Origin of the sequence: Pseudovibrio sp. W74, assembly GCF_001623085.1 — a bacterium.
GTDB lineage: Bacteria > Pseudomonadota > Alphaproteobacteria > Rhizobiales > Stappiaceae > Pseudovibrio.
In genome coordinates, this window is the sequence record NZ_LMCJ01000060.1 from 235920 (window position 1) to 253118 (window position 17199).

Sequence of the window (17199 nt, forward strand, 5' to 3'; positions counted from 1 at the left end):
GCTATGATCACACGCAAAGTCAAAGTGGTAGATGCACAAGACAACTGGGCCGAGGGGTTCCAGCTGGAGCAAGAAATTTTGCGTGAGCTACTCGGAGATATTGTCGAAGACATTCACCACATTGGCAGCACCTCCGTACCAGCTCTCGCCGCCAAACCAATTATCGACATCCTGCTGGAAGTCTCCAGCATCCCAGCACTCGATGCTCAATCTGCAAAGCTGATCAATCTTGGCTATGTCGCCAAAGGTGAATACGGCATTACAGGCCGCCGCTACTTTGAAAAAGGTGGAGACGACCGCACCCATCACCTTCACGCGTTTAAATCAGGAGATCCGCACGTTTATAGGCATCTAGCCTTTCGTGATTACTTAAAAGCTCATCCTGAGATCCGTGAGAAATATGCCCACCTAAAGAAGAAAACAGCACAGGAGGTCAACGGAGATGTCGAGGGATATCGAGAAGGCAAGAATGATTTTGTTGAACTTCATCTCGCCAAAGCGATTGACTGGGCCAGAGGCTCTTATTGATCCCTATGCTTTTGCCTAAGGTGTCAATTGCACTCTCGACACTGCACCGCCCAATCGCATAATGTGACCCCATGTTTATTCAGTTTTTCGAAGAGCTAAAATCCGCTGGTTTACCCGTATCCGTACGCGAATATCTTACGCTTATGGAAGCGTTGGACTCTGATCTGGCCAGCAAACGGGTGGAGGATTTTTACTTCCTCGCCCGAGCAACGCTGGTCAAAGACGAATCCAATCTGGACAAGTTTGATCGCGTCTTTGGTCACACGTTCAACGGATTGGACCTGATGAGCGAAGTGGCAACCTCAGACATTCCAGAAGAGTGGCTGCGCAAGCTCACAGAAAAGCACCTTTCTGAAGAAGAGAAGAAGCTTATCGAATCCATGGGCGGCTTTGAAAAGCTCATGGAAACGCTCCAAAAGCGACTGGAAGAGCAAAAAGAACGCCATCAGGGCGGCAACAAGTGGATCGGAACAGGTGGCACATCCCCGTTCGGCGCGTATGGCTACAACCCTGAAGGCATTCGGATCGGACAGGATGGAAGCCGCCATCGCCGAGCAGTCAAAGTCTGGGACAAGCGCGAGTTCAAAGATCTGGATGACACAGTTGAACTGGGCACCCGCAACATCAAGGTTGCCTTGAAACGCCTGCGCAAGTTCGCCAGAACCGGAGCAGCTGATGAGCTGGACCTGGACAACACCATCAAATCCACTGCCCACAAAGGCCTGCTAGATATTCAAATGCGTCCCGAACGGCGCAACTCGGTCAAAGTGCTTTTGTTCTTCGACATCGGCGGTTCGATGGATGATCACATCCGCGTCTGTGAAGAACTGTTCTCTGCTGCCAAAACCGAATTCAAGGTGATGGAATACTTCTACTTCCACAATTGCCTTTATGAGTTCGTCTGGAAAAACAACCATCGCCGCCACACAGAGCGCATCAACACGATGGACGTGCTCCATAAATATCCAAGCGATTACAAAGTGATCTTCATTGGCGACGCCTCAATGAGCCCCTATGAGATCACCTATCCCGGTGGTTCAGTTGAACATTGGAACGAAGAGGCAGGCAATGTCTGGCTGAAGCGCGTGACAGACCTTTATCAAAAAGCAGTCTGGCTCAATCCGGTACGGGAAAAGCACTGGGATTACACTCATTCCATCGGCATGATGAAAGAGTTGTTTGATCAGCGCATGTACCCTCTCACTCTGGAAGGCATGGATTCCGCCATGAAGGAACTTGTACGCTAGACGTGTTCCGTTTGATTAAATTCAATCAAACGACAAGAACTCGCTCCACCAAAGAGGTTAGAGCGCGATGCGTGAATGCGAATGAACGCGACGAGTTCTGACAACACAGCGCATTTAACCTCCCCTTTTTGTAATTTTACAACTAGACTGCAAGTAGCATTGAGATCTAGACAGCAACCACGCTTGGCAAAAAGCATGCTTCACACCTGTATCAAGGAAGAAGCTGCAACAAGCTTTCAGCTGGGCGCAAGCTGATTGCGTTAGGCAACAAGTGCACCAGAAGAGCTAAGAGAGGCTATGCTGTGAGCAAATCTATTTTGTGGCAACTGTTTACGAGGACATCGGCAGGCACCATCGCCTTCATTGCGCCGTTCCTTGCTGCCAATGCCAACGCAACAACTATTCCGCCGATTAACTCGCTTATTCCAGCGCTCATAATTGAAAGCTGCCTCGACAAAACCGACGCAGCTTTAGACAGCCCGGAATTCATCGACTGCCTGACCAACACCCTCACCAGACAACCTGAGGGCGATAACATACATAGCAGCGATCCGACGCACAGGCCTTCAACAGCAAACCATATCGCCAACTCACCAGATCGTCTGGATGGCACCAACGTGGTTGTTTGCGCCTCTGAAAACGCTGGTTACACCAAGTGCACGATCTCGAACGCCAACCGCAATTACGTCCAGTTGCTGCGCCAGACCTCCTCAGCGCTCTGCAAACTCAATGAAAGCTGGGGCGTCGTCCCATCGCATCTTTGGACGGATAAAGGCTGTTCTGGCATCTTTTATGTTGGCAACAAACCGTACGCTCGCAAAACCGTAAACACGGTAAGTGCCAGTTCGTCTTCACTAAAGAAGCAGATCAAGTCAGCCAGCTCAGGTGGTTTGATCACCCCCATTCCGCAGCTTCCTGAATTTACGAAGGACGGATGGCGTAAGTGCGCTCTCGAATTTCAGGTTTGCGAGCTACCCTACGCAACAACCGTTCGCTTCGGCAGGCCCGGCGCATTTTACGAGAAGTCTGCGAAAGGTGATGTTCATTGCCGGACCGATTTCTTCGGAGACCCAGATCCTGCCGCAAGAAAAGCATGTTATTACAAGCTGAAGCGGGATAGCACATCTCCACAGGCAGCGCCTCCAACGCAAGTTGTGACACAAGACTTGCCGCCATTGGAAAACAGCCAGATCGCACCGGAAGATGATCTGGCAATCAATGTGGCCGAACCACTCTGGCAGGCCCGCCGCGCCTGCTCCACACTGGGCAGCAAGATCATCGCAACCAAGAATTCCCTGTCAGAGTTGCCGCCTGTCTATTTGGGCCTCGGCACCTTCACCAATCAACAAATGAACCAGAAACCAGTACTGGTACGAACAGGGGACAAACTCGCTGGTCGCGGTGTCTACCAAAGTCAGGGCATGTACGTGCCCTTCAACTTTTCCTGCGCGCTCAACAGCAACGGAAGAGCCGCCCAACATTTTGTTTTCCATGAGCAAAACACAGACCTCATAACACAGGACCTTCTGCCAAACCCTGACAAGTTCCTTCAGGAAAAAGCTCCATTGAATGGATTTGACGGTCCCTATGTCTGGGTGTCTGGCCTCCCAACAGGTGCAGGCGACAAGAGCGCAGTTTTGGTTCATGGCGTACCTGAAACAGACGATACCGACTTTTACGCCCGTTGCCTGGCTGGAAGCGGTGATATCGAGATCATGTTTCAGTCAACCGTCCCTGCTTTGCAGGAAGGCGATAGTATCCTGATTTCGCTAAGCACAAGACGGTTCAAGGAAAGCTATGTTGGCGTCGGCAGTTCGTTGAATCAGGAAGCCGGTGTTTCCCTGCCACTCCTCACTTTGAGCAATGGCTCTTCACTTTGGAACCGAATGGTGCGAGACAACGAGTTGAAGATCAATCTGGGCGGCTATGCTATCTACAACGTAAGCCTCAAAGGTAGCGCTAAGCACGTTCGCAACTTCATCAGCGCATGCAGCGCCAGCAAATAACCTAGGCTACGCAGTCTTGAAGTATTTGCCCGGCGTCGTGCCAAAGGCTTTGCGGAACTGAGAAATGAACGGACTTGGCCCTTCATAGCCAAGTTTGAAAGCCACATCACCCACACTTCGGCCTGCTGAGAGCAGCTCCAAAGCACGAAACAGCTTGGCCTGCCCACACCATTTGCGATAACTCCAGCCCGTCTCATCAAAGAATCGCCGCTCAAACGTGCGCTGGGACATAAGCGTCCGCTCCGCAGCATCCGCAAGGCTCGGCAGGTGCGCAGGGCATGACAGGATAGACTGGCAAAGCTCTTTCAAAAGCACGTGGTTGACTGGCATCGGCAACTGCAGCGGCGCATCTGGTAAACTCTTCAATTGATCAACAATCACCTGCGCAATCCGCGCTGTCGCCCCATCAAGCGCATAGTCCCGGGGCGCTGCCATAATCTCTTGTATCAGCTCGCGTAAGAGCGGTGTCACTTGCACCACAACAGGCTTATCGGAAAGCCGCTCAGACCAGTCCTCTCGCAGATACAGGCTCCGAAACTGTGTTTTGATCGGATAGACAGTCCGATGCACCATACCTCCGGGAACCCAGACTGCACGCTCTGGCGGTACAACAAATGTCCCCTCCTCAGTAAACACAGTCGTGGATCCTTGCATGATATGAACCAGCTGCCCACGTGAATGCGCATGCGGCTCCCCCTGCCCGCCGATGGGCATATCTACCGCATAAGCAACAATGGGTTGCGGACGATCCACCTCATGTGGGTCTGCAAAAACATCAGCATGAATGGGCATCAAACACCTCTTGGCGACTTCAAGATATTTTTTGGCAAACTAGTGCTATCACGTAAACAAACTTTTCGCTTACTTAATTGCAAAACTCATTTCTAAGAACGAAGCACCATGTTGAATATCATTAAAGACATCAGAGCCGACTGGCGCTCACCCTTTGTATTTTTGTTGGTCCTCACCGTCGCCTCACAGCTCTCATTTTCTGTGTGGTGGAACCTCATCAATAACTTTGCAGTTAACACGCTCGATTTCACGGGGCAGGAAATCGGCATTCAGCAGTCCATCCGCGAAATCCCTGGCCTGCTGGCATTCACAGTCATTTTCATGCTGTTGATCTTCAAAGAACAAACGTTCACGTTGATCTCTTTGGGCCTGATGGGCTTCGGCATTGCAATCACCGGATATTTCCCATCCGCGATCGGCTTTTACGCCACCACCCTCATCATGTCTTTCGGCTTCCACTACTACGAGACGCTCAAGCAGTCTCTATCCCTACAGTGGTTGCCAAAGAAGGATGCCCCAGCACTGCTCGGACAAATTATTGCGGTCTCATCACTGGTCTCACTGTGCATCTACGGCTCGATCATGATCGGCTGGAAAACGTTTGACCTATCCTATGAGCAAGTGTTCTTGTGGGCAGGCATGGCAGGCATGGCCCTGACCATCTTTGCCACCTTTGCCTTCCCAAAGTACAAAGCACACGTGGAACAGCATAAAAAGCTGATCCTGCGCAAACGCTATTGGCTCTACTATGCGCTCACCTTCATGAGTGGTGCCCGCCGTCAAATCTTTACAGTCTTCGCAGGCTTCCTGATGGTCGAACGCTTTGGCTACGAAGTGCATGAAGTTGCAGCGCTGTTTCTGCTGAATGGCGCAATCAACATGTTCCTCGCTCCAAAGATCGGTGCGTTCATCGGTCGGGTTGGTGAGCGGACTGCATTGACTTGCGAGTATGTCGGTTTGATCATCGTCTTCCTCTCCTACGCATTCGTCACCAACGTCTACGTGGCTGGCACTCTTTACGTGATCGATCATGCTTTCTTCGCCATGGCCATCGCAATGAAAACCTACTTCCAGAAGATTGCAGACCCGGCAGACATCGCACCAACCTCCGCTGTCGACTTCACCATCAACCACATCGCAGCTGTGGTGATTCCGGTGGTCTTCGGCACGATCTGGCTCTTCTCCCCTGCACTGGTGTTCATTGCAGGCGCATCCATGGCTGCCATCAGCCTGATCCTGAGCCGCATGATCCCGCGCAATCCGGAACCTGGCATGGAAACCGTTTGGGTTCCAACCCGTCAACCACAAGCAGTTGGCGCTGAGTAAACGCTTCCAATCACACAACAAAAAAGGCTGGCCCAATCGGACCAGCCTTTTTCATTTAAACTCTACAGCTGATTAGCTCTGGCTCTCTGGGATGTGAACCACCAAACCATCCATCTCGTCCGTCACACGGATCTGGCAGGACAAGCGAGACGTGTCACGAACGTCCTGAGCAAAGTCGAGCATATCTTCTTCCATAGGCTCTGGATCGCCAGTCTTGTCATTCCAGGCTGGGTCCACGTACACGTGACAGGTCGCGCAAGCGCAGGCACCACCACATTCCGCTTCGATTCCAGGAACCATGTTCTTAATCGCGTTCTCCATAACGGTAGAACCGGCAGCAGCATCCACCTCATGGCTTTCACCTGATGAGGTGATGAAAGTAATCTTTGGCATATTTAAAGTCGTCCCGACCCTGATTGGCTTATTCTGTTGTCTTCAGATACATGCAGGCGCCCAGCTATTCAAGAACTTCTGGACCAGACCTTATGGTCAAACCCGCGCAGCCAATCTCGCATTACAAATTCCGCAGCTTTGAAAGATCCGCAGACACCTCCGTAAGGCAAGTCTCAACAGTCACCAGCAATGGCACAACTCCGCTCGCAGCTTCCTGCTCAGCTTGCTCCAGCGCCTCCCCAAGCGCAAACGCACCAACACCGCGCGCAGAGCCTTTAAAGCGATGTAGCAAAGCACGAAGGGCTTCTGTTCCCATTGTCTCGCACAATCCCCGACGGAACTCTTCTATCTGATGAGCAAACATCTCCAGGATCTGACCTTGCAAATCCGGGTCATCAAACGTCACAGAAGAGAAGTGATCCCTACATATAGCACTTGTAGTTTTATGTAGTTCCATAGCCAAGTTTACGTTAGGCCTCCAAACACAGCCAAGTGACTCAAAGTTATCGCGATATTCGGAAAGTTGATTCGCTTGAGTGACTCAAACCCTGCCACCACCAAGACTCTGCAGTGACTCTACCCCTCATTTCCCATAGGCAACGGAATCTAGTCCCCAAAAGAAAACACAGGTTTTTATTTCATGGTTAACAAGATCCTACCACCCAGATTCAAATCTAGACTCGTGACCCCGTCACCGGCTCTCACTGCCATTACACGTTAAAATTGACAAGACGCGCTGTTAAAGATGGTTAACAAGATTTTTCGAATTACCATCACGCTCCAGCATCGCACGTCCCGTATCGGTCAGCTTACAAACGAGCCAATCCGGCTTCAACGGGTTGGAAAACCAAGGCTCCGCCCACCCTGCTGCAATACACGCCCGCACAGTTGCAGCTGGCACTTGTCGACCGCTCTCATCGAACAGCGGTAACTTTCCACCTGCTTCGTTAAGACCTCGCCTTAACCATTTGAGTTGTGTGGGACTCGGACGATTGGAACCTTTAGAACTGACTGGAGAATTTTCGCGATTAGCCATAGTGAGTTCCCCCCAAAATTGCTGCCTGTGACTTATCGTAGGGCACCTAAAAATCCCGGCAACTTCTGTTGTACAGTCCACCGGATTGTGCCATTAGGTTAAGGGTAGCTGCAAGGTGGGGAAATCTAAATCTTAAGGTACCGTTAACATTAACGGTCCGCTTTGATTCTGAAAACTCCCTGTTTTTGGCCCTAGAAGTTCGACGGTGCTCTCAATTCAGAGCTGTTGGATTGCATGGGGCCAAACCTATTGTTGTCTGAAATGCGTTCTTGTTTGGGAGGAATGTATTTCGCGTATGACGGACACCTTGTGGTGACGGCGCCGGCACAAAAGGCGAAAAATGTGCTGACGACCGGCAAGTAGAGAGTACGGACGCGAGGCGAGATATGGCGAACACCCCGAAGGCGAAAGCTCCATCGGAAGTGGCTCTGTCAGCGGTAGAAGAAGCCCTTCAGGCTGATTTTGGCGCTCCACAAGAGTCTATTTTATCCAGTGAACAGGAGAGCACCACTGCGGAACCCCCGCAAATGTCTGCTAGCCCTGCAACGGAGTCTGTAACAACAGCTCCTTCCTCTGATAAAAAACTGGCTCAGCTTGTAGAAGAAAATCAAGCTCCGAGACAGGTTCGCAAACGTGGCCGTGGTGGCCGCCCGCCCACAGCAAGCAATGATGACCGCCAGTCCATTGGCTCACTCATGTTTGCTCTGCAGCGCAAGCCGTCTGCAGCTCCGTTCTGGTTCGCATTTGCAGTCTCCGTTGTCTGGGCCAGCCTTGGCTTGGCAATGTCCTGGGGCTCATTCGCTGCTCAGCTTGAAAAGTCATCCTCCTTCTCAGGCGTATTTGAAAACCCGACACTGGTTCTCATTTCCGTCTTTATTGTTGTTCCAATCGCATTTGTCTGGGTTATGGCTCTCCTGTTCTGGCGAGCACAGGAAATGCGCAACGTCGCACGCGGCATGACAGAAGTTGCTCTTCGTCTTGCTGAGCCTGAAGATGTTGCAAAAGAAAGCATCCTGAACGTTGGTCAGGCAATCCGCCGCGAAGCTGCCGCCATGGGCGACGGCATTGAACGCGCGATTGCACGTGCCAGCGAGCTGGAAGTGCTCATTCATAAGGAGGTCTCGTCCCTTGAGAACTCCTATAATGACAATGAACTGAAAATTCGCCGTCTGGTGGAAGAACTTGTCAGCCAGCGTGAAGCCATTCAGGCAAACGCAGAGCTGGTTCGTGAAACCATCTCCGGCTCCCACGAAAATCTTGCATCACAGCTCGCGAACACATCAGAGGAATTCGCCTCCTCTGTTGATCGTGCCCGGGAACGCCTAACCGGTTCGATCGACGCTACGCTTGAGCAGATGACAAGCAAGATCGAAAATCGCGTCACAGAAGCAACCGACAGCTTCACTGAAGCTGGTAGCGAAATGGTCTCCTCGCTGACCGTTCGCTCCGATGATTATGTCGAGCGCCTCACCTCTACCGGCTCTGAGTTGGTTGAAACACTCTCCGATACCGGCTCCAAGCTCTCCGAAACACTTCACGAGCGCGGATCTTCTATCAATGAAGAGTTCTCCTCTACTGCAAACTCCTTCATTGATAACCTGACCGAGCGCGGTACAGACCTCAACACCCGTCTTTCTGAAACCTCAGAAGCACTCGTTGACAATCTGGCGAGCCGCAGCGATGAAATCACCGCTTCCTTGTCCTCCACCGGAACTAAAATTGTTGAGGGTCTTTCCACTCGCGGCAATGAAATCAGCGACCTCTTGGCAGAACGCGGCGATGCTCTGAACGCAACACTCGGTGCTGCTGGCGCAGAACTGTCTGCAACCATCACAGACCAGACAGAAGCCATGAAAGGCGTTCTGCAGGCACAGGGTACTGAGCTGACTGCATCTATTGAAGAGACCGTCTCTTCTGTAACCGCACAGTTTGTCGGCGCAAGCTCTGACCTGACACAAACTCTGGTAACCACATCCGGTGATGTTGTTGGCCAGATCAGTGCAGCAAACACAGAACTTAACTCCACACTGACCAACGGTCTTTCCGAGTTTACATCCAGCGTTTCGCAAACCAGCGCGGAGCTGGCACAAACACTGGTGATCACCACATCAACCGTCACCGAGCAGTTGACCGAAGCAAATGCGTCTCTGACCGATACGCTCAATGTTTCTGTTCAGTCCATCAGCTCTGCTGCTGAAGGCGCAAGCTCTGAGGTGAGTGCTGTTCTTTCAAACGGCGTTACAGAGTTGAGCACAAGCGTCACAAGCGCAAGCTCCGAACTCTCGCAAGCTCTGGCAACAACAACCTCCACTGTGACCGATCAGATCAACAGTGCGAACGACACCCTGACAGAAACAATGAACCTTGGCGTTGTTTCCATTAACCAGAGTGTCGAGACCGCAGGTTCCGAGCTGACAACGACACTTCTCACCGCTTCCAGCGAAGTCACTGAGAAGATCACCACAGCAAACGACAACCTGACTGAGACCCTGAAGGGTGGCATCGATACCATCACCCGTACAGTGGATGGCGTCAGCGGCGAACTCTCCCAGTCTCTGGACAGCGGCGTTGAGCTTCTGTCTCAAACGGTTAGCAACACAACCTCTGTTATGGCAGAGACAATGGAAAGCGGCGTAGCTAATCTCAACGAGAGTGTTTACGGCGTATCCGCACAGCTGACAGAAACACTGGACACCAGCGCATCCAACTTCACAGCATCTGTATCCGGCGCGACCGCCAACATCACAGAAGCTCTGGAAGATGGCGTCTCCAGTCTCAGCACCACTGTTTCTGGTGCAAAAGAGCATATCTCCGAGGCTTTGGAGGGCGGCGTTGTCACACTCAGCGAAACCGTCAATGCTGCAGGTTCCCAGATCTCTACGATTATGGACAGCGGTGTGGGCAGCCTGACCGACTCGGTCAAAACTGCAGACACAATCATTTCCGAAACGCTGAACACAGGCGTCGGCAACCTCAGTGAAACCGTCAATGCAGCAAGCTCCCAGATCTCAACGATCATGGACAGCGGTGTGGGCAGCCTGACCGACTCGGTCAAAACTGCAAACACGATCATTTCCGAAACGCTGGATACAGGCGTCGGCAGCCTCAACGAAACCGTCAATTCCGCAAGCACACAAATCTCAACGCTTATGGAAACCGGTGTTGGCAGCTTGAACGAGACTGTAAACACCGCCAATACTCAGCTGACAGATACGCTGAACCTGACAGTCACAACAGTTTCCGATCAGTTCGGCAGTGCAAACGCGCAGCTGCATGAAACGCTCGAAACTTCTATCTCTGGCATCACCAATCACTTCACCTCCGCAAGCACACGTCTTTCCGACGAGATCCTTACCCGTGGTGAAGAAATCAACGCCAACCTGTCTCTTACAAGTGGCCGCCTGATCGATACGATCACAGGCCGCACCGAAGAGATGATGGGTGTCGTTGATGAGCGTGTGACCAATCTGGACACTGCCCTGCGCTCAACCGGCGAACAGGCAGCAGAAGGCATTGCAAACCGTGGTCGCGAGATCAATGAAGCAATCGCTGTTCAGTGCACCGACTTCATCGACACACTGTCCCACCGCTCCACTGAGGTTTCCGAAGTGTTGCGCGGTGCTGGTGAAAGCATCATTGCGGATCTGTCTCTGCGTGGTGGTGACATCGCAACCCGTCTGGATGACACGGCAAACACACTCGGCACCACAATCACAGTTAGCGGCGGCGAGCTGGCTGACCGTCTTGGCAACGTCAGCACTCAGATCTATGAGAGCATCACCATCAACGGTGCTGAGCTGGATCAGCGTCTGGCAGAACGCGGTGCAGAAGTTGCTGACACCATCAGCAAACAGACATCCGCCTTCAAGACCGCTCTTGAAAGCACAACAACTGACATCACCGGCGCACTTGGCCTGCGCACTGAGGAACTGGCTGACAAACTGGCTGACACCGGTACACAGCTTGCATACCTCATCGGCTCTCGTGGTGAGCGCGTAACAGCTGATCTGACCGAAATCGGCGATCGCATTACCGAAACCCTCGACATCCGTGGCCGCGCTTTGAACGATGGTCTAGCCAGCAAACTGGCAGAACTGGAACAGGTTGTTACCGAAAGCGGTTCCGATCTTGTTCAGTCTCTCGATTTGCGCAGTCAGAACATCGGCGAATCCTTCGACAACCGCATCGAGACACTCGACGCGAAACTCGAAGAACGCACCAACACCTTTGAGCAGAGCTTCGATACACGCGCAGCAGCCCTCACTGAGACCATCGAAAGCCGCACCACCAAGCTGGCAGACGCGGTCGAACAGGGCACTGGCATCATCGCAAGCACTCTGGAAGAGAAAACCCAATCCATCTCCAGGATCCTCGAAGATCGTACCGACATCATTGCGGTCAATCTCTCCGAGCGAGTGGAACAGGTTGGTGTCTCTCTCTCCAATCGTGCAGAGAAGATCGGCGAAATCCTCGCTCAGCGTTCCGAAGCTATCGAAGAGACAATCTCTACAAGCCTGTCCACCTTCGATCAGGCAGTCGGCGACAAGGTCGAAGCAGCTGCAACTGTCATCTCTGACCGTGCAGAACACCTTGCAGACTCTCTGTCCACCGGCACAGAGCGCATCGATCAGGCTCTGGACGCACGCGCCAAGCAGATCTCTGAAACTCTGGTCAGCCGCACCCGCGAGATTGCCAAAGCATTCCACGACGGTCAGACCGAGATCAACGAAGCGCTCGACAGTCGTCTGGAAGAAGCTGGCAGCATCATCGTTCAGCAGTCCAAGAACCTCACCGACGCTCTGTCCGAGCAGGTCGCAGAGATCAACGTTTCTCTTGGCTCCAAAGTGTTCGAAGTTGCAGAAACACTCGACACCCGCTCCAAAGCTCTCGAAACGATCCTCAACGATCGCCTCGAAGCAATCTCCTCCACCATGGGAGACGAGAGCGAGAAGGCAGCAACCACGCTTACAAGCGCAATGGCAGAGGCAACCTCTTCCCTTGGCTCTGAAAGCACCCGTGTTCGCGACCTTATCCTCGAAGTCGTTGGTCAGGCATCCGATCGTCTTGCTCAGGAACGTGACCTCACAACCGAGAAGGTTGTCAGCAGCGTAGAGCAGCTGTCCGGCACACTGAGCAAAGAAGGCGAGCGTCTGCAGGAAATCGTTTCCAACTCCATCGGCGAAGCCCGCAACTCTCTGGAAGGCGAAGGCGAGAAAGCAGCAGCAGCTGTTTCCGATGCCATGGCAACCGTCCGCGGTACGCTCACCAAGGAAGGCGACGAAGTCGCACAGCGCGTTCTCAGCACTGTGGCTCAGGCAGCTAACGCTCTGGCCGTGGAAAGCGAAAACGCCCGCGCCATGTACACCGCAACCCTGGCTGAAATGTCTGGCGCCCTCACCGGCGAAAGCGACAAGGTCCGTGGTGATCTGTCCCAGACTATCGAGCTGGTAACTGGCCGCCTCTCCGCAGAAAGCGAGCGCTCCAAGACGATCCTCGCAGAATCTGCAGAAGACGTCCGCAAGCTTCTGGCTGGCGAAACCGACGAAGTTCGTGCTCGCGTCTTCACCACCATCGAAGAAGCAGCAGGCACTCTGTCCACCCGCGTCAAGTCCGTGGCAGACGAGCTGCTGGTTAAAGCCGAGAACCTCAACGATGCCTTCGGCAGCCGCTCTGCTGAGCTTTCCGAGATCATCGGCAAGGACGGCAGCGAGTTGATCACTGCCATCGAAAACCGTGCTCATGACCTCACCACACGCGTCAACGAAGTTCAGAACGCAATTCTGGATGCAGTGGCCGTGAAGGGCCGTGAAGTCTCTGACCGCTTTGCACAGAACGGTCTGCAGGCAACACGCGATCTCGTTGAAGCTGGCGACAAGATCGTGACTGCAATCGATGAGCGCAGCAACATCGCAACAACCCGTCTGGACGACAGCCGCGAGCGTATGCAGGCCGACATGAACGTCTTGCTTAACGCAGTCTCCACGAAGGGTCAGGAAGTTGCAGAGACCGTCACCCGTCAGGGTGCCGTCGCAACCAATGCTCTGACACAAACCATCGACGGCATCGGCAACACCATCGAAGATCGCACCCGGATGGCTGTGAACGTGATGACAGGTACCAAAGAGCGTCTGGAAACAGATGTCTCCGAAATCCTGACACGCCTCAACGCATCCAACGGAAGCCTTCGTCAGATCCTTGCATCCGCAAGCGAGAACCTGTCTGAAGTTGAAACCAACCTCGCAAACCGCGCAGGTGAGTTCAGAACCGCGATCGACCGTGCAGTTACCGAGACTGAAGCAGCAAACGCTACCATCGAAAACCAGGTCGGCCAGCTCCGCAACACAACACATACCGTGCTTGCAGACGCTGCGAAGATCGCGGGCCGCATGGAAGACCAGAACCAGCTTCTCGGTCAGGCCATTGCAGATCTGGAAGCAACCAACACCCATGTTGACAGTCGCTTCACAGACCGCCGCATGGCAATCGAAATGGTTGCAGACACGCTGATCAAGAAAACCTCTGATGTTGAAGTGCTCATGGCGAACTACACCAACACCCTTGGTGATACGCTTGAAGTTGCTGACGACAAGGCCCGCGAAGTTTCTGGCATGCTCCGTGCTGCTGCAGAAGCTGCGACCAAGTCTGTGACTGAGCAGTTCGAAAGCATGCGCATGACCGCTGGTATGGAAGGTCAGAAGGCACGTGACGCAGTTAAAGCTGCCCACGATGATATCCTTCATGACATGAAGTCCACCGTCACTGAAGCATCCGAGCGCTTTACTGATGCAACATCTCGCATGCGTGAAGTTGCCCGTTCAGTGCACCATGAGCTGGAAGCAACCCGCTCTGAACTGAATGCAGGTATTCTGGCTCTGCCGGATGAAGCCGAAGCATCTACCTCTGCACTGCGCCGTATCGTGAGCGAACAGGTGAAGGCACTGGAGGAACTCTCCACAATCGTGTCCCGCCAGTCCTCTCAGTTCGATGTGTCCACGCCAGCAGAACCAGCCCGCGCAGTCAACGCTGCTCCTGCAGCCGTGGCAGCAACCAGCCAGTATGCAGCAGCTGAAGCACCAACACTGCAGCAAGTTGCAGCTACCGGCGCAAAGCCTGCCCGTATGGCCCCGTCCCCTCGCCGCATGGAAGCACCTGCTCCACGCGCAAAGCGTCCTCAGCCAACACCAGCGGCTGCACCACAGGGAAACGGTACGTCCAAGGGCTGGATCAGCGACCTGCTCCGCCGCGCTTCAGACGATGAAGACACAATGGGCGGACATCCGCGTGACACAGCAAACGCACGCACCCCGCAGCACATGGTTGAATCCCTCAACTCCCTGAGCATGGACATTGCTCGTGCAGTTGATCATGAGACCTTTGTGGATCTATGGGAGCGCTACAAGCGCGGCGAACGTGATGTCTTCACCCGTCGCCTGTACACCCTGCAAGGTCAGCAGACCTTCGACGAGATCCGCCAGAAGTACGGTCGCGATCCTGAATTCCGCAGCGCAGTTGAGCGTTACATTCAGGACTTCGAGCAACTCCTGTCTCAGGTCTCCAGAAGCGACAGCGACAATCAGCTTGGTCAGACCTATCTGACCTCTGATACCGGCAAGGTCTACACCATGCTTGCTCACGCAAGTGGCCGCTTCGACTAAGCGCGACAAACAATCAAACTCAAAAAAGGCTCCTGAGATTTTCAGGAGCCTTTTTTGTTGGGCCGACACAATAACACCGGTCTCCGTACTCGCTGCCCTTGTCTCCTGCCCCTCAAACCTCTCAGATCCTATGGTCTCCGACCCTAAAACTCTCTCAATCGCATCCTACAACTCGGGGATGTTTGATCCTCAGAGGAAGCGATAGGGTGTGCTTCACAAGAGCAAAGGCGGATAAGAGCGATGCAGGCAACATGGCGGCGAAATTCCTTAAAAAGCGCACTGGAACACATCCACTCAACAATGCAGCTGAAGTTCGGGTTCCGGTTGTGGGATGGCACACATGTTCCTGCCAATCCGCCTCAAGCAATTATTGCAATCAATGATCCCGGTGTAATCTCGGCCCTTTTACGACGCCCCAGGATTGAGACACTCGTTGATGCATGGGTACAAAAGCGGGTCGATATCGAAGGGGTAAATCTCTTTGAGATGGCAGAATTGCGCCCACCCGGAAAAGCAAGCAAGCTCGCCAAAAACCTGAACCGTCGCCTACTCGCAAAAGCAGTCCTGCCCTTTCTGTTCGCCCCCTCAAAACGGCGCGCTAGCTCAGGCATAAAAGGAGAAGGTGCCCGCGACGGCAGCGAGACCTCAAACAAACGCAACATCGCCCACCACTATGATGTCTCAAATGAGTTCTACGCGTTATTCCTAGATGAACAAATGCTCTACACCTGCGCTTATTTCACGAAGGCCGAAAACACACTGGATCAGGCACAGCGCGACAAGCTGGATATGATCTGCCGGAAATTGCGGTTGGAACCGGGAGACCGTCTGTTGGACATCGGGTGTGGTTGGGGCGCTCTCATTTGCCATGCAGCAGAACACTACGGCGTCACCGCCAAAGGCGTGACACTCTCTGAGCAGCAAGTCCTGCTGGGCCGCAAAACCATTGCGGAACGAGGCTTGGAAGACCGTGTCTCAATCGAACTGCAGGACTTCTCCAAGCTCTCTGGCACTTTCACAAAAATCTCGTCCATCGGCATGTTTGAGCATGTCGGCCTTGCCAATCACGAAGGATACTTCCAAGCCGTCAAACGTCTGCTGGAGCCACGTGGGATTTACCTACACCATGCCATAACAAGGCCGGGTAAGCGCACAGAAAAGAAGTTCAGAAAAAAGCCTGCCGAATACAAAGCACTGATCCGCTATATCTTTCCCGGTGGAGAGCTCGACCACATCGGCATGAGCCTCCGCAACCTCGAGGCCACAGGCTTTGAAGTGCACGATGTGGAAGGCTGGCGGGAACATTACGCTTACACCACCTCCCACTGGGCAACACGGCTTATGTCACGCAAGGAGGAAGCAATCGCTCTGGTGGGAGAAGAAACCTTCAGAATGTGGGCACTGTATCTGGCAGGCGTCTCACTGGCATTTGAACGCGGTTCCGCACAAATCTTCCAGACGGTCGCAACCCGAAAAACAAAAAGCTTCTCCGGGATGCCTCTGACACGAGCCTCCCTGTACAAACGAGAGAATGAGACCTGCTAGCGATCAAAGGCAGAACGAATCTCCAGAAGCGGTTGCGGCAATCAGCTCACCAGAGCAAACGCGATAGCCCACATGACAACAGCGATGACACCATCAAGAACCCGCCAGGAGGTGGGATTTGCAAATATTGGTCGCAGCAAACGAGCGCCATATCCCAGGGAGAAGAAGAACACGAAGGACGCCACGACAGCCCCCATGCCGAAAATGTACTCAGCACCTTCATGGCGACTGGCAACAGACCCGACAAGCAGCACCGTATCCAGATAGACATGCGGGTTTAAAAACGTAAGCGACAACACCACAACAAGTGTACCGACAATCCCTGCCGTTTTGCCCTCATCCGGACTGAGAGCCGCCCCTCCTCTGATTGCGGACATAGCACTGCGAGCACCGTAAAGCGTCAGAAAACCAGCTCCGCCATACCGTAAAAATGGCTCCAACTCCGGAATTCTTGCAGATATAGCGGCAAGACTGGATATTCCAATCGTAATCAGGAAAGCATCACTGACTGCGCATGTGATGCAAGTCAGGAAAACATGCTCTCCTCGCAAGCCCTGCCTCAGCACAAAAGCGTTTTGTGAGCCAATTGCGAAGATCAAACTAAGGCCAAGAGAAAAGCCGGAAAAGGCAACTGATAAGACTGACACTAGGTTTCCTAAGAGAGGAATTGG

Annotated in this window: 11 protein-coding genes; 6 read left to right on the forward strand and 5 right to left on the reverse strand. The window is 53.1% G+C overall.

Features of this window, described 5'->3' with window-relative positions; genetic code table 11:
- Positions 1 to 3: 3 nt before the first annotated feature.
- From PsW74_RS26225 to PsW74_RS26235, 3 genes are all read left to right on the forward strand, one after another.
- A complete protein-coding gene (locus PsW74_RS26225) occupies positions 4 to 528 on the forward strand; it encodes a GrpB family protein (RefSeq protein WP_063289704.1) in 525 nt (174 codons plus the stop codon).
- Between the two features lie 71 nt (positions 529 to 599).
- Positions 600 to 1775: a VWA domain-containing protein gene (locus PsW74_RS26230; RefSeq protein WP_063289616.1), complete on the forward strand. Its 1176-nt coding sequence runs from the start codon at positions 600 to 602 to the stop codon at positions 1773 to 1775.
- Between the two features lie 302 nt (positions 1776 to 2077).
- Positions 2078 to 3781 (forward strand): DUF3011 domain-containing protein, encoded by a 1704-nt coding sequence (locus PsW74_RS26235; RefSeq protein WP_208988173.1) that lies wholly within the window; start codon positions 2078 to 2080, stop codon positions 3779 to 3781.
- Positions 3782 to 3787: 6 nt separating this feature from the next.
- On the opposite strand, the gene PsW74_RS26240 is transcribed toward PsW74_RS26235, so the two are convergent.
- A complete protein-coding gene (locus PsW74_RS26240; RefSeq protein ID WP_063289617.1) occupies positions 3788 to 4573 on the reverse strand; it encodes a helix-turn-helix transcriptional regulator in 786 nt (261 codons plus the stop codon).
- A gap of 108 nt (positions 4574 to 4681) precedes the next feature.
- Here PsW74_RS26240 and PsW74_RS26245 point away from each other — a divergent pair, with 108 nt between their 5' ends.
- Positions 4682 to 5899, forward strand: coding sequence for an MFS transporter (locus PsW74_RS26245; RefSeq protein ID WP_063289618.1), 1218 nt, complete (start codon positions 4682 to 4684; stop codon positions 5897 to 5899).
- A 72-nt stretch (positions 5900 to 5971) separates the two neighbouring features.
- Here PsW74_RS26245 and PsW74_RS26250 read toward each other — a convergent pair whose 3' ends face one another.
- The 3 genes from PsW74_RS26250 to PsW74_RS29505 all read right to left on the reverse strand — a co-directional run bounded on the left by PsW74_RS26250 (position 5972) and on the right by PsW74_RS29505 (position 7328).
- The gene (locus PsW74_RS26250) at positions 5972 to 6292 is read right to left on the reverse strand and encodes a 2Fe-2S iron-sulfur cluster-binding protein (protein ID WP_063289619.1); all 321 of its coding nucleotides are present in this window, start codon (positions 6290 to 6292) and stop codon (positions 5972 to 5974) included.
- A gap of 121 nt (positions 6293 to 6413) precedes the next feature.
- Positions 6414 to 6698 carry an Hpt domain-containing protein gene (locus tag PsW74_RS26255; protein ID WP_063289620.1) on the reverse strand — a complete coding sequence of 95 codons (285 nt, stop codon included), beginning with the start codon at positions 6696 to 6698 and terminating at the stop codon, positions 6414 to 6416.
- A 333-nt stretch (positions 6699 to 7031) separates the two neighbouring features.
- Complete coding sequence (locus PsW74_RS29505; RefSeq protein ID WP_063289621.1) at positions 7032 to 7328, reverse strand: hypothetical protein; 297 nt, start codon at positions 7326 to 7328, stop codon at positions 7032 to 7034.
- A gap of 386 nt (positions 7329 to 7714) precedes the next feature.
- Here PsW74_RS29505 and PsW74_RS26265 point away from each other — a divergent pair, with 386 nt between their 5' ends.
- The gene (locus PsW74_RS26265) at positions 7715 to 14983 is read left to right on the forward strand and encodes a hypothetical protein (RefSeq protein WP_063289622.1); all 7269 of its coding nucleotides are present in this window, start codon (positions 7715 to 7717) and stop codon (positions 14981 to 14983) included.
- Between the two features lie 240 nt (positions 14984 to 15223).
- A complete protein-coding gene (locus tag PsW74_RS26270) occupies positions 15224 to 16528 on the forward strand; it encodes a cyclopropane-fatty-acyl-phospholipid synthase family protein (protein ID WP_063289623.1) in 1305 nt (434 codons plus the stop codon).
- 41 nt (positions 16529 to 16569) lie between these two features.
- Here PsW74_RS26270 and PsW74_RS26275 read toward each other — a convergent pair whose 3' ends face one another.
- A complete protein-coding gene (locus tag PsW74_RS26275; protein ID WP_063289624.1) occupies positions 16570 to 17175 on the reverse strand; it encodes a LysE/ArgO family amino acid transporter in 606 nt (201 codons plus the stop codon).
- Positions 17176 to 17199 lie beyond the last annotated feature (24 nt).

What these genes read in the sequence shown, in the direction of transcription:
- PsW74_RS26240 (WP_063289617.1), bottom strand. Translation starts at nt 4,573, where the DNA reads ATGCCCATTCATGCTGATGTTTTTGCAGACCCACATGAGGTGGATCGT.
- PsW74_RS26250 (WP_063289619.1), bottom strand. Translation starts at nt 6,292, where the DNA reads ATGCCAAAGATTACTTTCATCACCTCATCAGGTGAAAGCCATGAGGTG.
- PsW74_RS26225 (WP_063289704.1), top strand. Translation starts at nt 4, where the DNA reads ATGATCACACGCAAAGTCAAAGTGGTAGATGCACAAGACAACTGGGCC.
- PsW74_RS26270 (WP_063289623.1), top strand. Translation starts at nt 15,224, where the DNA reads ATGCAGGCAACATGGCGGCGAAATTCCTTAAAAAGCGCACTGGAACAC.
- PsW74_RS26245 (WP_063289618.1), top strand. Translation starts at nt 4,682, where the DNA reads ATGTTGAATATCATTAAAGACATCAGAGCCGACTGGCGCTCACCCTTT.
- PsW74_RS29505 (WP_063289621.1), bottom strand. Translation starts at nt 7,328, where the DNA reads ATGGCTAATCGCGAAAATTCTCCAGTCAGTTCTAAAGGTTCCAATCGT.
- PsW74_RS26265 (WP_063289622.1), top strand. Translation starts at nt 7,715, where the DNA reads ATGGCGAACACCCCGAAGGCGAAAGCTCCATCGGAAGTGGCTCTGTCA.
- PsW74_RS26230 (WP_063289616.1), top strand. Translation starts at nt 600, where the DNA reads ATGTTTATTCAGTTTTTCGAAGAGCTAAAATCCGCTGGTTTACCCGTA.